This is a genomic window from Ruminococcus sp. (assembly GCF_024691275.1).
Lineage (GTDB): Bacteria > Bacillota > Clostridia > Oscillospirales > Ruminococcaceae > Ruminococcus.
The window spans coordinates 1-14,299 of sequence record NZ_JAILNU010000116.1 but is presented as its reverse complement, the minus strand read 5'-3'; the positions used below and the strand labels follow the sequence as shown (position 1 = coordinate 14,299).

15 protein-coding genes and 1 pseudogene are annotated in these 14,299 nt (G+C 48.9%); all 16 read left to right on the top strand.

The window, feature by feature from the left end; translation table 11 throughout:
- Positions 1–253, top strand: a pseudogene (locus K6G33_RS14760) (glycoside hydrolase); the annotation flags it as partial.
- A 195-nt stretch (positions 254–448) separates the two neighbouring features.
- On the top strand, positions 449–1,327 hold the full coding sequence (locus tag K6G33_RS14755; protein ID WP_296780983.1) for a YicC/YloC family endoribonuclease: 879 nt from the start codon (positions 449–451) through the stop codon (positions 1,325–1,327).
- Positions 1,328–1,333: 6 nt separating this feature from the next.
- Positions 1,334–1,591, top strand: coding sequence for a DUF370 domain-containing protein (locus K6G33_RS14750; protein ID WP_296780981.1), 258 nt, complete (start codon positions 1,334–1,336; stop codon positions 1,589–1,591).
- Positions 1,578–2,189 (top strand): guanylate kinase, encoded by a 612-nt coding sequence (gene gmk / locus K6G33_RS14745; protein ID WP_296780978.1) that lies wholly within the window; start codon positions 1,578–1,580, stop codon positions 2,187–2,189. The genes K6G33_RS14750 and gmk overlap by 14 nt, the downstream gene beginning before the upstream one ends.
- Positions 2,182–2,391 carry a DNA-directed RNA polymerase subunit omega gene (gene rpoZ, locus K6G33_RS14740; protein ID WP_296780977.1) on the top strand — a complete coding sequence of 70 codons (210 nt, stop codon included), beginning with the start codon at positions 2,182–2,184 and terminating at the stop codon, positions 2,389–2,391. The genes gmk and rpoZ overlap by 8 nt, the downstream gene beginning before the upstream one ends.
- Positions 2,392–2,414: 23 nt before the next feature.
- A complete protein-coding gene (priA, locus tag K6G33_RS14735) occupies positions 2,415–4,841 on the top strand; it encodes a primosomal protein N' (RefSeq protein WP_296780974.1) in 2,427 nt (808 codons plus the stop codon).
- A 15-nt stretch (positions 4,842–4,856) separates the two neighbouring features.
- Complete coding sequence (gene def, locus K6G33_RS14730) at positions 4,857–5,327, top strand: peptide deformylase (RefSeq protein WP_296780972.1); 471 nt, start codon at positions 4,857–4,859, stop codon at positions 5,325–5,327.
- Entirely contained in the window at positions 5,324–6,253 is a 930-nt protein-coding gene (gene fmt, locus K6G33_RS14725; RefSeq protein WP_296780969.1) for a methionyl-tRNA formyltransferase, read from the top strand. Before def ends, fmt begins: the two co-directional genes overlap by 4 nt.
- Positions 6,254–6,265: 12 nt before the next feature.
- A complete protein-coding gene (locus K6G33_RS14720; RefSeq protein ID WP_296780965.1) occupies positions 6,266–7,024 on the top strand; it encodes a zinc metallopeptidase in 759 nt (252 codons plus the stop codon).
- Entirely contained in the window at positions 7,024–8,322 is a 1,299-nt protein-coding gene (gene rsmB, locus K6G33_RS14715; RefSeq protein ID WP_296780963.1) for a 16S rRNA (cytosine(967)-C(5))-methyltransferase RsmB, read from the top strand. Before K6G33_RS14720 ends, rsmB begins: the two co-directional genes overlap by 1 nt.
- Positions 8,323–8,339: 17 nt before the next feature.
- Positions 8,340–9,398, top strand: coding sequence for a 23S rRNA (adenine(2503)-C(2))-methyltransferase RlmN (gene rlmN / locus K6G33_RS14710; RefSeq protein WP_296780961.1), 1,059 nt, complete (start codon positions 8,340–8,342; stop codon positions 9,396–9,398).
- The gene (locus K6G33_RS14705) at positions 9,395–10,120 is read left to right on the top strand and encodes a Stp1/IreP family PP2C-type Ser/Thr phosphatase (RefSeq protein ID WP_296780959.1); all 726 of its coding nucleotides are present in this window, start codon (positions 9,395–9,397) and stop codon (positions 10,118–10,120) included. Before rlmN ends, K6G33_RS14705 begins: the two co-directional genes overlap by 4 nt.
- A 16-nt stretch (positions 10,121–10,136) precedes the next feature.
- Positions 10,137–12,476: a Stk1 family PASTA domain-containing Ser/Thr kinase gene (pknB, locus tag K6G33_RS14700; protein ID WP_296780957.1), complete on the top strand. Its 2,340-nt coding sequence runs from the start codon at positions 10,137–10,139 to the stop codon at positions 12,474–12,476.
- The gene (rsgA, locus tag K6G33_RS14695; RefSeq protein ID WP_296780953.1) at positions 12,476–13,354 is read left to right on the top strand and encodes a ribosome small subunit-dependent GTPase A; all 879 of its coding nucleotides are present in this window, start codon (positions 12,476–12,478) and stop codon (positions 13,352–13,354) included. The genes pknB and rsgA overlap by 1 nt, the downstream gene beginning before the upstream one ends.
- On the top strand, positions 13,351–13,992 hold the full coding sequence (locus tag K6G33_RS14690) for a thiamine diphosphokinase (RefSeq protein ID WP_296780951.1): 642 nt from the start codon (positions 13,351–13,353) through the stop codon (positions 13,990–13,992). Before rsgA ends, K6G33_RS14690 begins: the two co-directional genes overlap by 4 nt.
- A 54-nt stretch (positions 13,993–14,046) precedes the next feature.
- Positions 14,047–14,130, top strand: a complete 84-nt coding sequence (spoVM, locus tag K6G33_RS15310) for a stage V sporulation protein SpoVM (RefSeq protein ID WP_367270515.1) — start codon at positions 14,047–14,049, stop codon at positions 14,128–14,130.
- The last annotated feature ends 169 nt before the right edge of the window (positions 14,131–14,299 follow it).

Here is a 14,299-nt window from a genome sequence, read left to right as displayed (position 1 = left end):
TGTAAAGGCTACACTCTGGGGCGATGCAACTTGCAACGATAAGGTTGATATGGCTGACGTTGTTCTTATCATGCAGTCACAGGCTAACCCTAACAAGTATGGTCTCGGCGGAACAGATGCTACTGCTATCACAAAGCAGGGCCTTGCTAACGCTGATGTTGATACATCTGTTAAGGGCGTTACAGCTGGTGATGCTCTTAAGATCCAGGAATTCCTCCTTGGCAAGATCAAGTCACTTGATCCTACTAAGTAATTCCTTACTTAATACAAATATCAAGCTGCACGGCAATTGTCGTGCAGCTTTTTTGTGCAGTATCAGGCAGCTTCCGTACTGCCTTCAGCAGCGGCATTATTTTCATAAAAGACTTGCATTTTTCTTATATTGATGATATAATAATATAATAGCATATTTATGCGAAAAAATATTCAGAAGAAAGCAGGCGATAAGGTGCTTAGAAGTATGACAGGCTACGGAAGGGCTCAGCAAATACTTAACGGACGTGATATCCTCGTTGAGATACGTTCCGTAAATCATAGATACTATGAGTATTCGTCAAGAATTCCCAGGACCTACAGCTATATAGACGAAAAGCTGAAGGCTCTGCTTAAAACAGGCATTTCCCGCGGCAAAGTCGAGGTGTCTGTTACTATAAACAATATAGAAGGCAAGGATACAGAGATCGCTATCAATAAAGGCGCTGCCGAGGGATATGTCAACGCGCTCAGAAGCATCGCTGATGAGCTCGGTGTCGAGGACGACATCACTCTCTCAAAGCTCATGAAGCTCCCTGATATCTTTAATATACAGAAAACTCCCGACGATGAGGAACAGGTCTGGGAGGACGTTTCCAAGGTGGCTTCCGAGGCCATCAGCCGTTTCGTCGAGATGCGCAAGACCGAGGGCGAACGCCTTAAAGCCGATGTCACTGAAAAAGCCGAGGGCATACTCGCTATGGTGGCTAAGGTGGAGGAGTTCTCACCCATTACTGTCGAAAACTACAGAAACAGGCTCTACAAGAAGCTCAGCGAAGTGCTTGAAGGCAAGGATATCGACGACCAGAGAGTCATCACGGAAGCTGCTGTTTTTGCTGAAAAGATCGCCGTCGATGAGGAAACTGTCCGCCTGAGAAGCCATATCGCTCAGCTGGAAAATATGCTGGCAGGCGATGAGGCTGTGGGCAGAAAGCTGGATTTCATCGTGCAGGAAATGAACCGCGAGGTAAATACTATCGGTTCAAAGGCTCAGGACCTCAATATCACTAAGGTAGTCGTTGATATGAAGGCTGAGATCGAGAAGATACGCGAACAGATACAGAATATAGAGTGATACGCCATGAAGCTTATCAATATAGGTTACGGTAATATGGTATCGGCTGACAGGATAGTGACTATAGTAAGTCCCGAGTCAGCTCCTATAAAACGCCTCGTTCAGGAGGCTCGCGATGACGGCAGAGCTGTTGACGCAACTTACGGCAGAAAAACCAGAGCCGTGATGATAATGGACAGCGGTCATATAATCCTGTCCTCCCTCATCACCGAGACTCTTGCCGCAAGAATTAACGGATCGGGAGGATCTGATGACGATGAATAAGGGTAGACTTATAGTTTTTTCCGCCCCTTCAGGCTGCGGAAAGGGAACTATGCTGGAGGAGATACTCAAAGACGAACGCTTTGCGGTATCTGTCTCTGCTACTACAAGAGCTCCGCGTGAGGGCGAGAAGGACGGTATCAATTACCACTTCCTTACACGCGAGGACTTTGAGCAGAGAATTGCTGACGGCAAGTTCATAGAACACGCTGAATATTGCCAGAATCTTTACGGAACACTTGCTTCCGAGGTGGACGGCAGACTTGAACAGGGACTTAACGTTATCCTCGAAATAGAGCCGCAGGGCGCTATGAAGATACGCGAAAAACGTCCCGATGCTATGTTTATTTTCATTGTTCCGCCCTCTGTCGGCGAACTCAGACGCAGACTCAAAAAGCGCGGTACTGAGAGCGACGAGGTCATAGAGGAACGTGTTTCAAAGGCTGCATGGGAGATATCCCAGGCTGAAAAATATGATTATATCATCGTCAATGACGCTCTTGAGGACGCTGTAAGCGACTTCTTCGCAGTCATTCGCGGTGAACAGCTTAAAACCGAATTCTCGGGTAATATTATAGAAGAGGTGTTAAAAAATGCTTAGACCAGCAGTAAACCAGATCATCACAAAGAATGAGAGCTGCTACTCTCTCGTTATCGCTGTTGCAAAGCGTGCAAGACAGATCTCGGAGGAGCTTTACGAGAACGGCGAGACCCTTGAGGAGAAGCCTGTAAAGACTGCCGTTGAGGAGCTTGCAAGCGGAAAATGCAAGATAGTCAGCACAGTTCCGCAGAATAACGAATAATGCCCCTTATTGCGGAGGTCGCAGTGAGCGGAACAGCTTATTCCTTTGATATGCTGTTCAGCTATGCTGTTCCCGAAAATTTCTCGGACACCATCGCCTGCGGCTGTAGAGTGTTGGTGACCTTCGGAAAGGGAAACAATCGCAGGATAGGTGTGGTCATGAAGCTCACCGAGGGGGAGAGCAAGGGGCTGAAATCCCTTGTCGCCGTCGTTGACGAAACTCCCGTGATATCGGCGGAGCTTCTGAAGCTTGCCTTCTATCTCAGAGAGAATACCTTCTGTACGTATTTCGATGCGGTAAAGACTATGCTGCCGCCTGCTATGAGCGTGAGCGCCAAAGAAACGTTCAGGCTCGTTAAGAATTTCACGGACATAAGTTCCCTCAGCCCACAGGCTGCGGCTCTGCTGGAAGATCTTTCTGTAGTCAGCGGAAGCCGTGAGCTGAATGAGCTGGCGGAAAAATATATCATCAGTCACGGCAGACGCGATATCGACGAGCTGTGCGATGCCGGAGCTCTGGAAACAGATAATGTTTTCAGACAGGCTGTCGGCGATGCAGCTGTGAGAATGGTGCGCCTGACCGAAAAGTATATGGCTGAGCCTGAGTGCTTCAACCTCACTCCAAAACAGAAGAAGGTCGCGGATTTCCTCGGGGAATTCGGGGCTGCCGCTGTTAAGGAAGCTGCATATATGTGCGGCGTTACTGATGCCGTTGTGAAGCGTCTTTGCGCAAACGGTGCGGCTGAGGAGTACGAAGCGGAGGTGCTCAGAAAGGTGGAGGACTTTGCCGACGAGCAGAGAAGTCCCGAGGATATCGTCCTGTCAGAGCAGCAGCAGAATGCCCGTGATGCGGTATTTGCTCAGCTCAGCGAACGTAAACCCGCAGTATTCCTGCTGCACGGCGTTACGGGAAGCGGCAAGACCTCGGTATTTGAAAAGCTTATCGACGATACGGTTAAAATGAGAAGGCAGGCAATGCTGCTCATTCCCGAAATAGGTCTTACACCGCAGATACTCAAACGATTCAGGTCGATGTTCGGAGAGAGGGTCGCAGTCATACACAGCGGTCTTTCCCTCGGTCAGAGGCTCGACGAATACAAACGCATAAAACGGGGCGGCGCGGATATCGTAATTGGTACGAGAAGTGCTGTGTTTGCTCCCCTTGATAATATCGGCCTCATTATTATAGATGAGGAGGGTGAGCGCTCCTACAAGTCGGACAGCTCGCCGCGGTATATCACCCACGATATCGCCAAGCAGCGATGCGCGTATCACAATGCGTCACTTCTGCTGGCTTCGGCGACACCTTCCATCGAGAGCTATTACCTCGCCGAAAGGGGAGCGTACAGGCTGCTCGAAATGAATGAACGCTACGGCAATTCGCCGCTCCCCGAGGTAAGTATCATTGATATGAACCTTGAGCGAGGTGACGGCAACCGCACGGAATTCAGCCGCAAACTTGCAGAGGAGATAAGTCTCAACCTCAAAAACGGGGAGCAGTCCATACTCCTGCTCAACAGGCGCGGCTATCATACCATCATAAGCTGCTGCGACTGCTATCAGCCTGTGTACTGCCCGAATTGCTCCGTTCCACTCACTTACCACAAGAAAAATAACAAGCTGATGTGCCACTACTGCGGCTACGTCAGCGATCCTATAGAGGAGTGCCCGTCCTGCGGCTCAAAGCACCTGAAAAATATGGGCTTCGGTACGCAGAAGCTGGAGGAGGAGCTGAATATGTTCTTCCCGAAGGCAAGGATACTCCGCATGGACGCGGATACTACTTTTTCGCGTTACTCCTACGAAAAGAACTTCACGGACTTCCGCGAAGGCAAATACGATATCATGATAGGTACTCAGATGATAGGCAAGGGGCTTGATTTCCCGAATGTCACGCTGGTAGGGGTCCTCTCAGTTGACAAAGCTCTGTATGCAGGAGATTTCCGAAGCTATGAGCGCACCTTCTCACTTATAACTCAGGTGGTGGGACGAGGAGGCAGAGGACAGCGCCGCGGCAGAGCAGTGCTCCAGACCTTTATCCCCGAGCACTACATCATGAACCTTGCGGCGGCTCAGGACTACAAGGGCTTCTACAATGAGGAGATAGCCATACGCCGCGCTATGATATTTCCGCCGCTTTGCGATATGTGCATTTTCTGCTTTTCGGGAAATGAGGATATCTCCGCAAGGCTCGGCGCAGATGCTGTCCTGAAGCTCATGAACCTGCGGCTCAGGGAATTGCAGCCGAAAACTCCCGTGAGAGTGCTCGGCCCCGTCCGATGCTCATACGGCAGGATCAACGGTAAGTACCGTTACAGGATAATCATGAAATGCAAGAACAACGCTGAGATGCGCGGCTTTATCAGCATTGTGCTGACAGAGGCGGCAAAGCTTAAAGAGATGAAAAACATTGCCCTTTACGCCGATATGAACGGCGATGTGGGCGTTTGAAAAGGATATGATAAAATGGCACTGAGAAGAATTTTAACCGATAAGGACGAGATCCTCCATAAGGTTTGCAAACCTGTGGAAAAGTTCGACGAGAAGCTGGCACAGCTCCTTGATGATATGCATGAGACTCTCAACAAGGCTGAGGGCGTAGGTCTTGCAGCTCCGCAGATCGGCATTTGCCGCAGGATATTCATTATGCACCTTGACGAGAACGACAGCATCGAGGCTATAAACCCCGAGGTCACCAAAAAAGAGGGCAAGCAGAGAGTGCAGGAGGGCTGCCTTTCCTGTCCTAACGTATGGGGCTACGTTACAAGACCTATGAGCTGCCACCTCAAAGCTCAGGACCGCAACGGAAACTGGTTCGAGCGTGATTTCACAGAGCTCGGCGCTCAGTGTACCTGCCACGAGAATGACCACCTTGACGGTCATGTATTCACAGAAATAGTCGAAGAATTCTTTGTACCAGAGGAGACGAAGCAATGAAAATAGTATTTATGGGAACTCCCGACTTCGCCGTGCCTTGTCTGCGCACTCTTGCCGAGAGCAGCCACGAGGTCACAGCGGTGTTCACACAGCCCGACAAGCCAAAGGGCAGGGGATACAAGCTTATCCCTACTCCCGTAAAGGCTGCGGCACTTGAATACGGACTTCCCGTTTATCAGCCGCTTTCACTGAGAAAGGGCGATGACGCAGCTGAGGCGATGAGCATACTCCGCGAAGCTGCTCCCGACCTCATCGTGGTAACGGCTTACGGACAGATACTTCCCAAGGAAGTGCTTGAGCTGCCGAAATACGGCTGTATAAACATACACGCATCGCTCCTTCCGAAATACAGGGGAGCTGCTCCCATAAACTGGGTGCTGCTCAACGGCGAAAAGGAAACCGGCGTTACTTCCATGCAGATGAGCGAGGGTCTGGACACAGGCGATATGCTCATCAAGAAGAGCACTGAAATAGGCGAAAACGAGACCTATGAGGAGCTCTATGCAAGGCTTTCCGCTATGGGCGGAGAGGTGCTTGCGGAAACTCTCGCTGCACTGGAAAAGGGCGAATTGAAGCCTGAAGTGCAGGACGACAGCCTGAGCTGCTATTCTCCTATGATACGCAAGGAGATGAGCGCTCTTGACTTCACTAAGACAGCTGCGGAGGTACACAATACTATCCGCGGAGTTACAGGTTTTACAATGCTTGAAGGCAAGCGCCTGAAAGTGTTCAGGTCAGAGCTTGCCCATAAGAGCTGTCCTGATGCCGAAAACGGCACAATTGTCGATACAAAGCGCTTTGCCGTTAAATGCGGCGACGGAAACGCTGTCGTATTCACTGAGGTGCAGCCCGAAGGTAAAAAACGCATGAAAACAGAGGATTTCCTCAGAGGCAAAAAGCTTTCAGAGGGAGAAACTCTTGGATAAGGAGGATTTTATATGTATATCACAAACTTTATGATGGTCGCTTTGAGGTACTATTCCTCATATGGTTACAGATCAAGCAGCAGGTACAGCGGCGGTATTGAGCTCTTACTGCTCTTCGGAATGCTTATCATACCGATAATTGCTCAGATCAATGTAAAGTCAACATTCAGCAAATACAGTAAGGTTGCCAATTCAAGAGGTCTGACCGCAGATCAGGTGGCAAGAAAAATACTCGATGCCAATGGTCTCTACTACGTTAATATCGAGCATATCCCCGGAAAGCTCAGCGATCACTTCGATCCAAAGGCAAACGTTGTAAGACTTTCCGATTCAGTTTACGGCAAGACATCTGTTGCAGCTATCGGTGTTGCAGCTCACGAGTGCGGACACGCTTGTCAGCACGCTGAGGAATACAGACCTATCGTTTTAAGAAGCGCGGTAGTTCCCGCAGTAAGCTTCTGCTCAAAACTCTGGTACTTCTTATTCCTGATCGGTATTTTCATAAGCAGCCTTTCTATTGGTACTACACTTATATATGTATCTATCGCAATGTTCGCAGCTGTTGTACTCTTCCAGCTCATCACTCTCCCTGTAGAGTTCGATGCAAGCGGCAGAGCTCTCAAGACTCTTGAGCAGGACAGCATACTCGAAAGCGCAGAGATCCCTATGGCAGGAAAGGTGCTCAAGGCAGCAGCTCTCACATATGTTGCATCTCTTGTTGCTTCACTCATGCAGCTTATCAGACTCGTTTTGATAGCAAGAAAAAGATAATGACTGATCCCCGATATCTCGCTGTCAGGCTGCTGGATAAAACATTCAGCAGCGGCAGCTACTCTAATATACAGCTTGACAGCGGTCTGAAGGGCTCAGACCTCGATGACCGCGGCAAGAAGCTGTGCTCGGCAATATACTACGGTGTCATTGAGAGGAAGCTCACCCTTGACCACATCATCGCAGGTCTCAGCTCGCGCCCTATCGAAAAGCTGGACAGCATAATACTCAATATACTGCGCTGCGGCGTTTATCAGATAATGTACATGGACAGTGTGCCCGATAATGCTGCGGTAAACGAGAGCGTGGCTCTTGCGAAGAAATTCCGCAAGGTAAGCGCTTCGGGTATGGTAAATGCTGTTCTGCGGAATTTTATCCGCAGCGGCAAGGAGCTGAAACTGCCGAAAGACAGCATCAAGGCAGCTTCTGTGAAGTATTCCGTGCCTGTGCCGTTCGTCAGAGCGCTTACTGCCGACTACGGAGCAGAGTGGACGGAAAATTTTTTAGCAGCTTCTCTTGAAAAAAGTGTCACATTTATGCGCGTGAATGCGAATAGATGTACAGAAGCGGAGTTTCTTGCGGCTCTCGGTGATATCAGTGCCGAAAAACTCAGCGAAAACTGCTATTCCGCGAAAAATGGTGATGTTACCGCTACAGAAGCCTTCAAAAAGGGATATTTTCACGTTCAGGGGCTTTCTTCACAGTTCTGCTGCGAGGCTCTGGCTCCCGCAGAAAACGATATCGTTCTTGATATATGCGCAGCTCCGGGAGGAAAGACCTTCACAATGGCGGAGCTCATGAACGGCAGGGGCGAGATATACGCCTTCGACCTTCATGAAAAACGTGCGGAGCTTATCAGCAAGGGCGCTCAGCGCCTTGGACTTGCCAATATCAGGGCAGCGGCAGGCGATGCGACAAAGTTCAATGCAGACCTGCCGAAATTCACAAAGATACTCTGCGATGTCCCGTGTTCAGGCATGGGAATCATCGGCAAGAAGCCTGAGATAAAATATAAGGATTTGACTGATTTTAACGGGCTTCCTGACATACAATATAAAATAGTGACCAACGCATTGAATTATCTCAGCGTTGGCGGAGAGCTGGTGTACTCGACCTGTACTGTCCGCAAAGCAGAAAATGATGAGGTTTGCGACAGGCTTTTGAGTGAGCACCCCGAGCTTGAAGAAGTCATGCTCCCTCAGTGGAACGGGCAGAGCTTCGGGAGCCGCGTGACGCTCTCACCGATGAACGGGTCCGACGACGGATTCTTCATTGCAAAATTCCGAAAAATAAGATAGAAAAGGGTGCAGACGATTTGGAAAAACGGGATATTTTGAGCATGGACCTGTCCGAGATAGAGGCTGTCCTTGTTGATATCGGAGAGAAGAAATTCCGTGCCAAACAGATCTTCCAGTGGCTGCACGTAAAAAGGGTCTTCGATTTCGACAAAATGACTGATATATCTGTCCAATTGCGCCGCAGTCTGAATGAAATTTTTTGTATAAATGGACTATTTGTGCAGAAAAGGCTTGAATCTGCCATAGATAATACGGTAAAATATCTATATAGGCTTTCTGACGGCAATTTTGTCGAGACTGTCCTTATGGAATACAGCTATGGCTACAGCATTTGCGTGTCCACTCAGGTGGGCTGCAAAATGGGCTGTAACTTCTGCGCTTCCACTATCGCAGGATATGTCAGGAGCCTGACACCTTCTGAGATACTCATGCAGATATATGAGGCAGAGCGCGACCTGGGCAAAAAGGTCTCGGGCATCGTTCTCATGGGCATAGGCGAGCCCCTCGACAACTTCGACAACGTTATGAAGTTTCTGGAACTCCTCTCCCATAAGGACGGCAATAATATGAGCCTGCGCCATGTTTCGCTTTCCACCTGCGGCATAGTGCCGCGTATATATGAACTGGCAGACAAAAAGCTCCAGCTGACGCTCTCGGTATCCCTTCACTGTGCGGACAACGAGGGCAGGAGCACTATAATGCCTGTCAACAAAAAGTACGATCTGCCCAGCCTCATGGAGGCTTGCAGATACTATATCGAAAAGACGGGACGGCGTGTCACATTTGAGTATGCCGTTATCGACAACGTCAATTCATCTGCCGCGGACGCCGATAAGCTGGCGCATCTGCTGCACGGTATGAATTGCCATGTGAACCTTATCCTCGTCAATAAGGTCAGAGAACGCAATTATCATACAGCTCGCTCAGGAGTTGCTGAATTCGCACAGCAGCTGGGCAGAAGAGGTATAAATGCTACCGTGAGAAGAACTCTCGGCAGCGATATCGAAGCGGCTTGCGGTCAGCTCAGACGCGATGCCGCCGAACAGAGTAAAAGAAACGGAGGTGCGGATACTTGAGGTTTCGCTTCGGCACGGATATCGGTCTTGTACGCGAAGAAAATCAGGACGCAGTAAGATGTGAATATTTCGGCCACAATGTGCTTGCCGTGGTTTGTGACGGCATGGGAGGCGAACGCGCAGGCAAGGAGGCCAGCGAGCTCGCAATAGAAGAATTCTTTCAGCGTTTTTCGGCTGACTACAAGGAAAGCCTCAGCGATGAGGAGATCCGTAAGCTCCTTATTTCGTCGATATCGGCAGCCAATTCCGTGATATATACGCGGGCGAGGTTCGATTTCAAGAACTTCGGCATGGGTACTACCTGCGTGGCAGCTTTCGTCAATAAAAATACAGCATTTATAGCCAACGTCGGTGACAGCAGGGCTTACCTCATTACCGATACAGGGCTTGTAAAAATAACTACAGATCACAATGTTGCCGCTGTGCTCTTTGAACAGGGCAAGATAACCGAAGAGGAAATGGAGGTCCACCCTCAGAAGCATATGCTCGTAAGAGCAGTCGGAGTTGATAAAACGGTGCTCTCCGATACGTTTATGCTCGACTATGAGGGAAAGATCAGCCTGCTGCTATGTTCAGACGGCCTTTCGGGTTATTGCAGCGACGATGATATATACAGCGTCATACTTAACTCAGATTTTGATGATGTTGCAGACGAACTTATAAAATTAGCCCTCAGTAAGGGCGGCCGCGATAATGTAACAGTTGCGGTAATTTCTGACTAACGCAGGAGGAAAGGAAATGGACAAGAATATTGGCAAAAAGCTCGATGGAAGATACGAGATCACCGAGCTTATCGGCGTCGGAGGTATGGCTGAGGTCTACAAGGGCGTTGATGTTATCGACAACAAAACGGTAGCCATTAAGATACTGAAAAAAGAATTTGCGGAAAATGAGGAGTTCCTTCGCCGATTCAGAAATGAATCCAAGGCGATCGCTGTCCTCTCTCACCCCAATATCGTTAAGATCTACGATGTCGGCTTTTCCGAAAAGATACAGTATATCGTCATGGAGTATATTGACGGTATCACTCTGAAAGAGTATATCGAGGAGGAGAGAGTCCTTTCATGGAAGGATACGGTACACTTCGTTATACAGATACTCCGTGCTCTCCAGCACGCACATGATAAGGGCATCGTTCACCGCGATATCAAGCCACAGAACATTATGATGTTCACCGACGGTACTATCAAGGTCATGGACTTCGGTATCGCCAAGTTCGCCCGCGAAGAAGGTAAGACTGCTACCGATCAGGCTATCGGAAGCGTTCACTATATCAGTCCGGAGCAGGCAAGCGGCAACGTTACCGACGCTAAGAGCGATATCTACTCCGTTGGCGCTATGATGTACGAGATGCTTACGGGCAGAAAGCCTTTCGACAGCGACAACCCCGTTGCTATCGCTGTTATGCATATGCACGATATCCCAGAGCGCCCGAGACAGATCAACCCTGATATCCCTGACGGTCTTGAGGAGATAGTTCTCAGAGCTATGGAAAAGGCTCCTGAGGACAGATACCAGACAACTGCCGAGATGATAAGTGATATCGAAGCATTCAAGGCTGATCCGCATATCTCCTTTGGTTACTATACCGAGGATACCGACGAGAACAATGCCGAGATCCTTGACGGTACTGTGACAGGCGGCGATATCCAGACCGAGAGCAGACAGGAAGTTGCTAATGCCTACGCTTCAAAGGCAAAGGCTCCTGTTACAGCCGCTGTAATGGCAGGCGGTGCGGGCGCAGGTGCAGGCGCTGTTGCACAAAGATACAACGATGCTTACCCGAGTAATAACAATTACAGCGACGAGGACGATGAGGACGAGGAAGAGGAACGTTCATCACTGGTAGTTCCTGTTCTTACAGCAGTCGTAGTCGTAGTTATCATAGTTGCGGTAATATTCGTAGCTACAATGTTCAGCGGCTTCTTTAAGAATATGTCCTTCGGCGGCAAGAACAAGATGCCTGACCTCTATGGCGTTGACTACAACATGGCAGTCTCCAAGTGGGGCAACAGCATCAAGTTCGAGATCGAGGGCTCGGAATACGATGAAGCCGATGAAAACGCTATCATCAAGCAGAGTATCGAAGCCGGATCGGCATTCAGCAAGGGCGCTGTATGTAAGGTAACAGTAAGTAAGGGCATGGAGACTGTTGAAGTTCCTCATGTTGAGAATATGAACATTGAGATCGCTAAGGCTCAGCTCACTGAGCGCGGACTTGAACCTGATGTTCGTAAACGATCACATGATAAGGTGCTCCCGAACTACGTTATAAGCTCAGAGCCGAGCGAAGGTACTCAGGTACACAAGGGCTCACAGGTAATCCTCTATGTCAGCATGGGTGCTAATGCTGAGCAGATGGAAATGGAGAACTACGTCGGCAAGACTGCTGACGATGCTGCAAAACTTGCAGGATATAAGAACCTCAAGGTCGTTACAGAGACTGAGCCTTCTTATGAGAAGGAAGGTATAGTTGTACGTCAGGATCCTGAAAAGGGTACAAAGATCGAGGGCGGTTCAACTATCACACTTTACGTCAGCGACGGTACTATCCCTGACGGTAAGGTAGATTACAGTATATCATTCCCGTCAGATGTAAGCGGACGTTTCTGTATCGACTTCATCATCGACGAAAAGGGCAAGACAAAGACCGAATCTTCAGGTACTATCATCTGTCCTCAGATGGGAAGCATCAATAAGACTATCAGCGGTTCAGGCAAGGATGTCAATGTAACTGCTATCCTTACAAACCTGACAACTTCAAAGTCAGAGACATTTGCTTCCTACACATTCAACTTCGCAAACGGAAGTTATACAAAGAATTCCGAGGACATCTACGGTGCGTTTGAGAGACTTGGCGGATTCCCGCAGCCTGAGACAGAAGCTCCTACAGATCCTCCGACACAGTATATCGAGCCAACAACCAATAACAATAATACTCAGCCTACAACACAGGATCAGTCAGGACGTAAACCGGGCGTGAACGGTATCTATGATGATAACGGCAACTGGATCGAGTATAAAGAATATGAAAATGGCGACTGGGAAGGTCCCGGAAACAGTTGGCGTTTCTATTGATGAGTAATATCAATACCGGCGGAATAATTATAAAATGCTTAGGGGGACTCTACACAGTAGAGTCCCCTGACGGTATATATGAGTGCAAGGCGAGAGGTGTTTTCCGCAACAGGGGTATCAGTCCCTGCGTCGGCGACCGCGTGACCGTCGAGGACGGCGTTATCTCGGAGATAGCTGACCGAAAAAACTGTATCATCAGACCCCCCCTTGCCAATCTTGATCAGCTCATATTCATAGTCTCGACCTGCGAACCTGTGCCGAATTACCTTATTCTCGACAAGTTCATCGCCATCGCAGAGTATAAGAATATTACTCCTGCGGTGGTCATCACAAAAACAGATCTCGGTGACAGTACACCTATATATGATATTTACGGCAGAATAGGCATTGACGTGGCGGAAGTCCGCTATGATGATGAATCCACGATCAATGCGGTCAGAAAACTGCTGTGCGGTAAGATAAGTGCTTTCACGGGCAACTCGGGTGCGGGAAAATCTACGCTGCTTAACGCTATCGACCCGACACTGAACATCGCAACAGGCGAGATCAGCCGCAAGCTCGGCAGAGGAAGACACACCACAAGACACGCGGAGCTCTATAAACTCAGCGGAGGGGGGTATATCGCAGATACTCCCGGTTTCTCCACATTTGATACTAACAGGTACGATATAATCCGCAAGGAAGAGCTTGCAGGCTGCTTCCGCGAGTTCGCCGAGTATACGGAGAACTGCCGTTTCAGGGACTGCGCCCATGTCTGCGAGAAGGGCTGCGCTGTGGTCGAAGCGGTGGTGCGCGGTGATATATCGGTGAGCCGTCATGAAAGCTATAAGACTATGTACGAAGAAGCTAAACAGCTCAAGGAGTGGGAACTGAAATGAACAGATGTGCAATAATTGCTGGCGGTGATCTGCCGCAGAAAGACAACGGCTGGAAGGAAGAACTGCGCAGAAAGACAGATCTTATCATTTGTGCAGACTGCGGATACAGACACATGAAAGAGCTTGGAACAGTTCCCGATATCATTGTGGGAGACTTTGATTCTTATACAGAACCTCTCCCCGAGAATGTTGAGATAATTTCAAGTATCCCCGAAAAAGACGATACTGATACTCTTATGGCTGTCAAGAAGGCGATAGAGCTGGGATATAAGAATATCGACCTCTACGGAGCACTTGGCGGAGCACGTTTTGAGCACAGCTTCGCCAATATCCAGACCATGATATACACCTATCAGCAGGGCTGTGACCTGAGAATAATAGGCGACAGTATACTCAGGATACAGAGTGCGGACGACGGCGAGGTGACTTATCCCGACGAGCGTGGCGAGCTTTATTTCTCAGTATTCGCTCTTACGGAGACAGTTAATATCGACTACCTGAAGGGGGTCAAGTATCCCCTCGAAAATCACTGCCTTGTGCAGTCCTTCCCCATCGGTGTCAGCAATGAGATAACCGAGGGTGCTGCAAGACTTTGCGTAAACAGCGGACTTGCACTTATAATTACAACTCCTAAGTAACAAAAACGCCCCTGATGAATATAATGTAATATATCATCAAGGGAGGTACATACATTGAAGATAGTTGTTATCAGGAGCCCTAAATTCATATCGGGTATCCTCAGAGCCATATTCGGCATCAAAAAGGAAGAACAATAAGAAAAGGCTGAGAGCTTACGCTCTCAGCTCAGCTCGTCAAAAAACCCCGCATTAAACCTCAAATAACAACAAAAAAGCTCTTCATGAAGCCACATGGAGAGCATATTTTTTGATATTCATTGCAGCAAACTTAAGCCTGACCCATTTTGAAACTTGGGAGAGGCCTCTG

Excerpts from the sequence above, each read along its gene's own strand:
- def (WP_296780972.1), top strand. The coding sequence starts at position 4,857 with ATGGCACTGAGAAGAATTTTAACCGATAAGGACGAGATCCTCCATAAG.
- K6G33_RS14750 (WP_296780981.1), top strand. The coding sequence starts at position 1,334 with ATGAAGCTTATCAATATAGGTTACGGTAATATGGTATCGGCTGACAGG.
- gmk (WP_296780978.1), top strand. The coding sequence starts at position 1,578 with ATGACGATGAATAAGGGTAGACTTATAGTTTTTTCCGCCCCTTCAGGC.
- rsmB (WP_296780963.1), top strand. The coding sequence starts at position 7,024 with ATGACTGATCCCCGATATCTCGCTGTCAGGCTGCTGGATAAAACATTC.
- K6G33_RS14720 (WP_296780965.1), top strand. The coding sequence starts at position 6,266 with ATGTATATCACAAACTTTATGATGGTCGCTTTGAGGTACTATTCCTCA.
- fmt (WP_296780969.1), top strand. The coding sequence starts at position 5,324 with ATGAAAATAGTATTTATGGGAACTCCCGACTTCGCCGTGCCTTGTCTG.
- pknB (WP_296780957.1), top strand. The coding sequence starts at position 10,137 with ATGGACAAGAATATTGGCAAAAAGCTCGATGGAAGATACGAGATCACC.
- rpoZ (WP_296780977.1), top strand. The coding sequence starts at position 2,182 with ATGCTTAGACCAGCAGTAAACCAGATCATCACAAAGAATGAGAGCTGC.
- rsgA (WP_296780953.1), top strand. The coding sequence starts at position 12,476 with ATGAGTAATATCAATACCGGCGGAATAATTATAAAATGCTTAGGGGGA.
- K6G33_RS14690 (WP_296780951.1), top strand. The coding sequence starts at position 13,351 with ATGAACAGATGTGCAATAATTGCTGGCGGTGATCTGCCGCAGAAAGAC.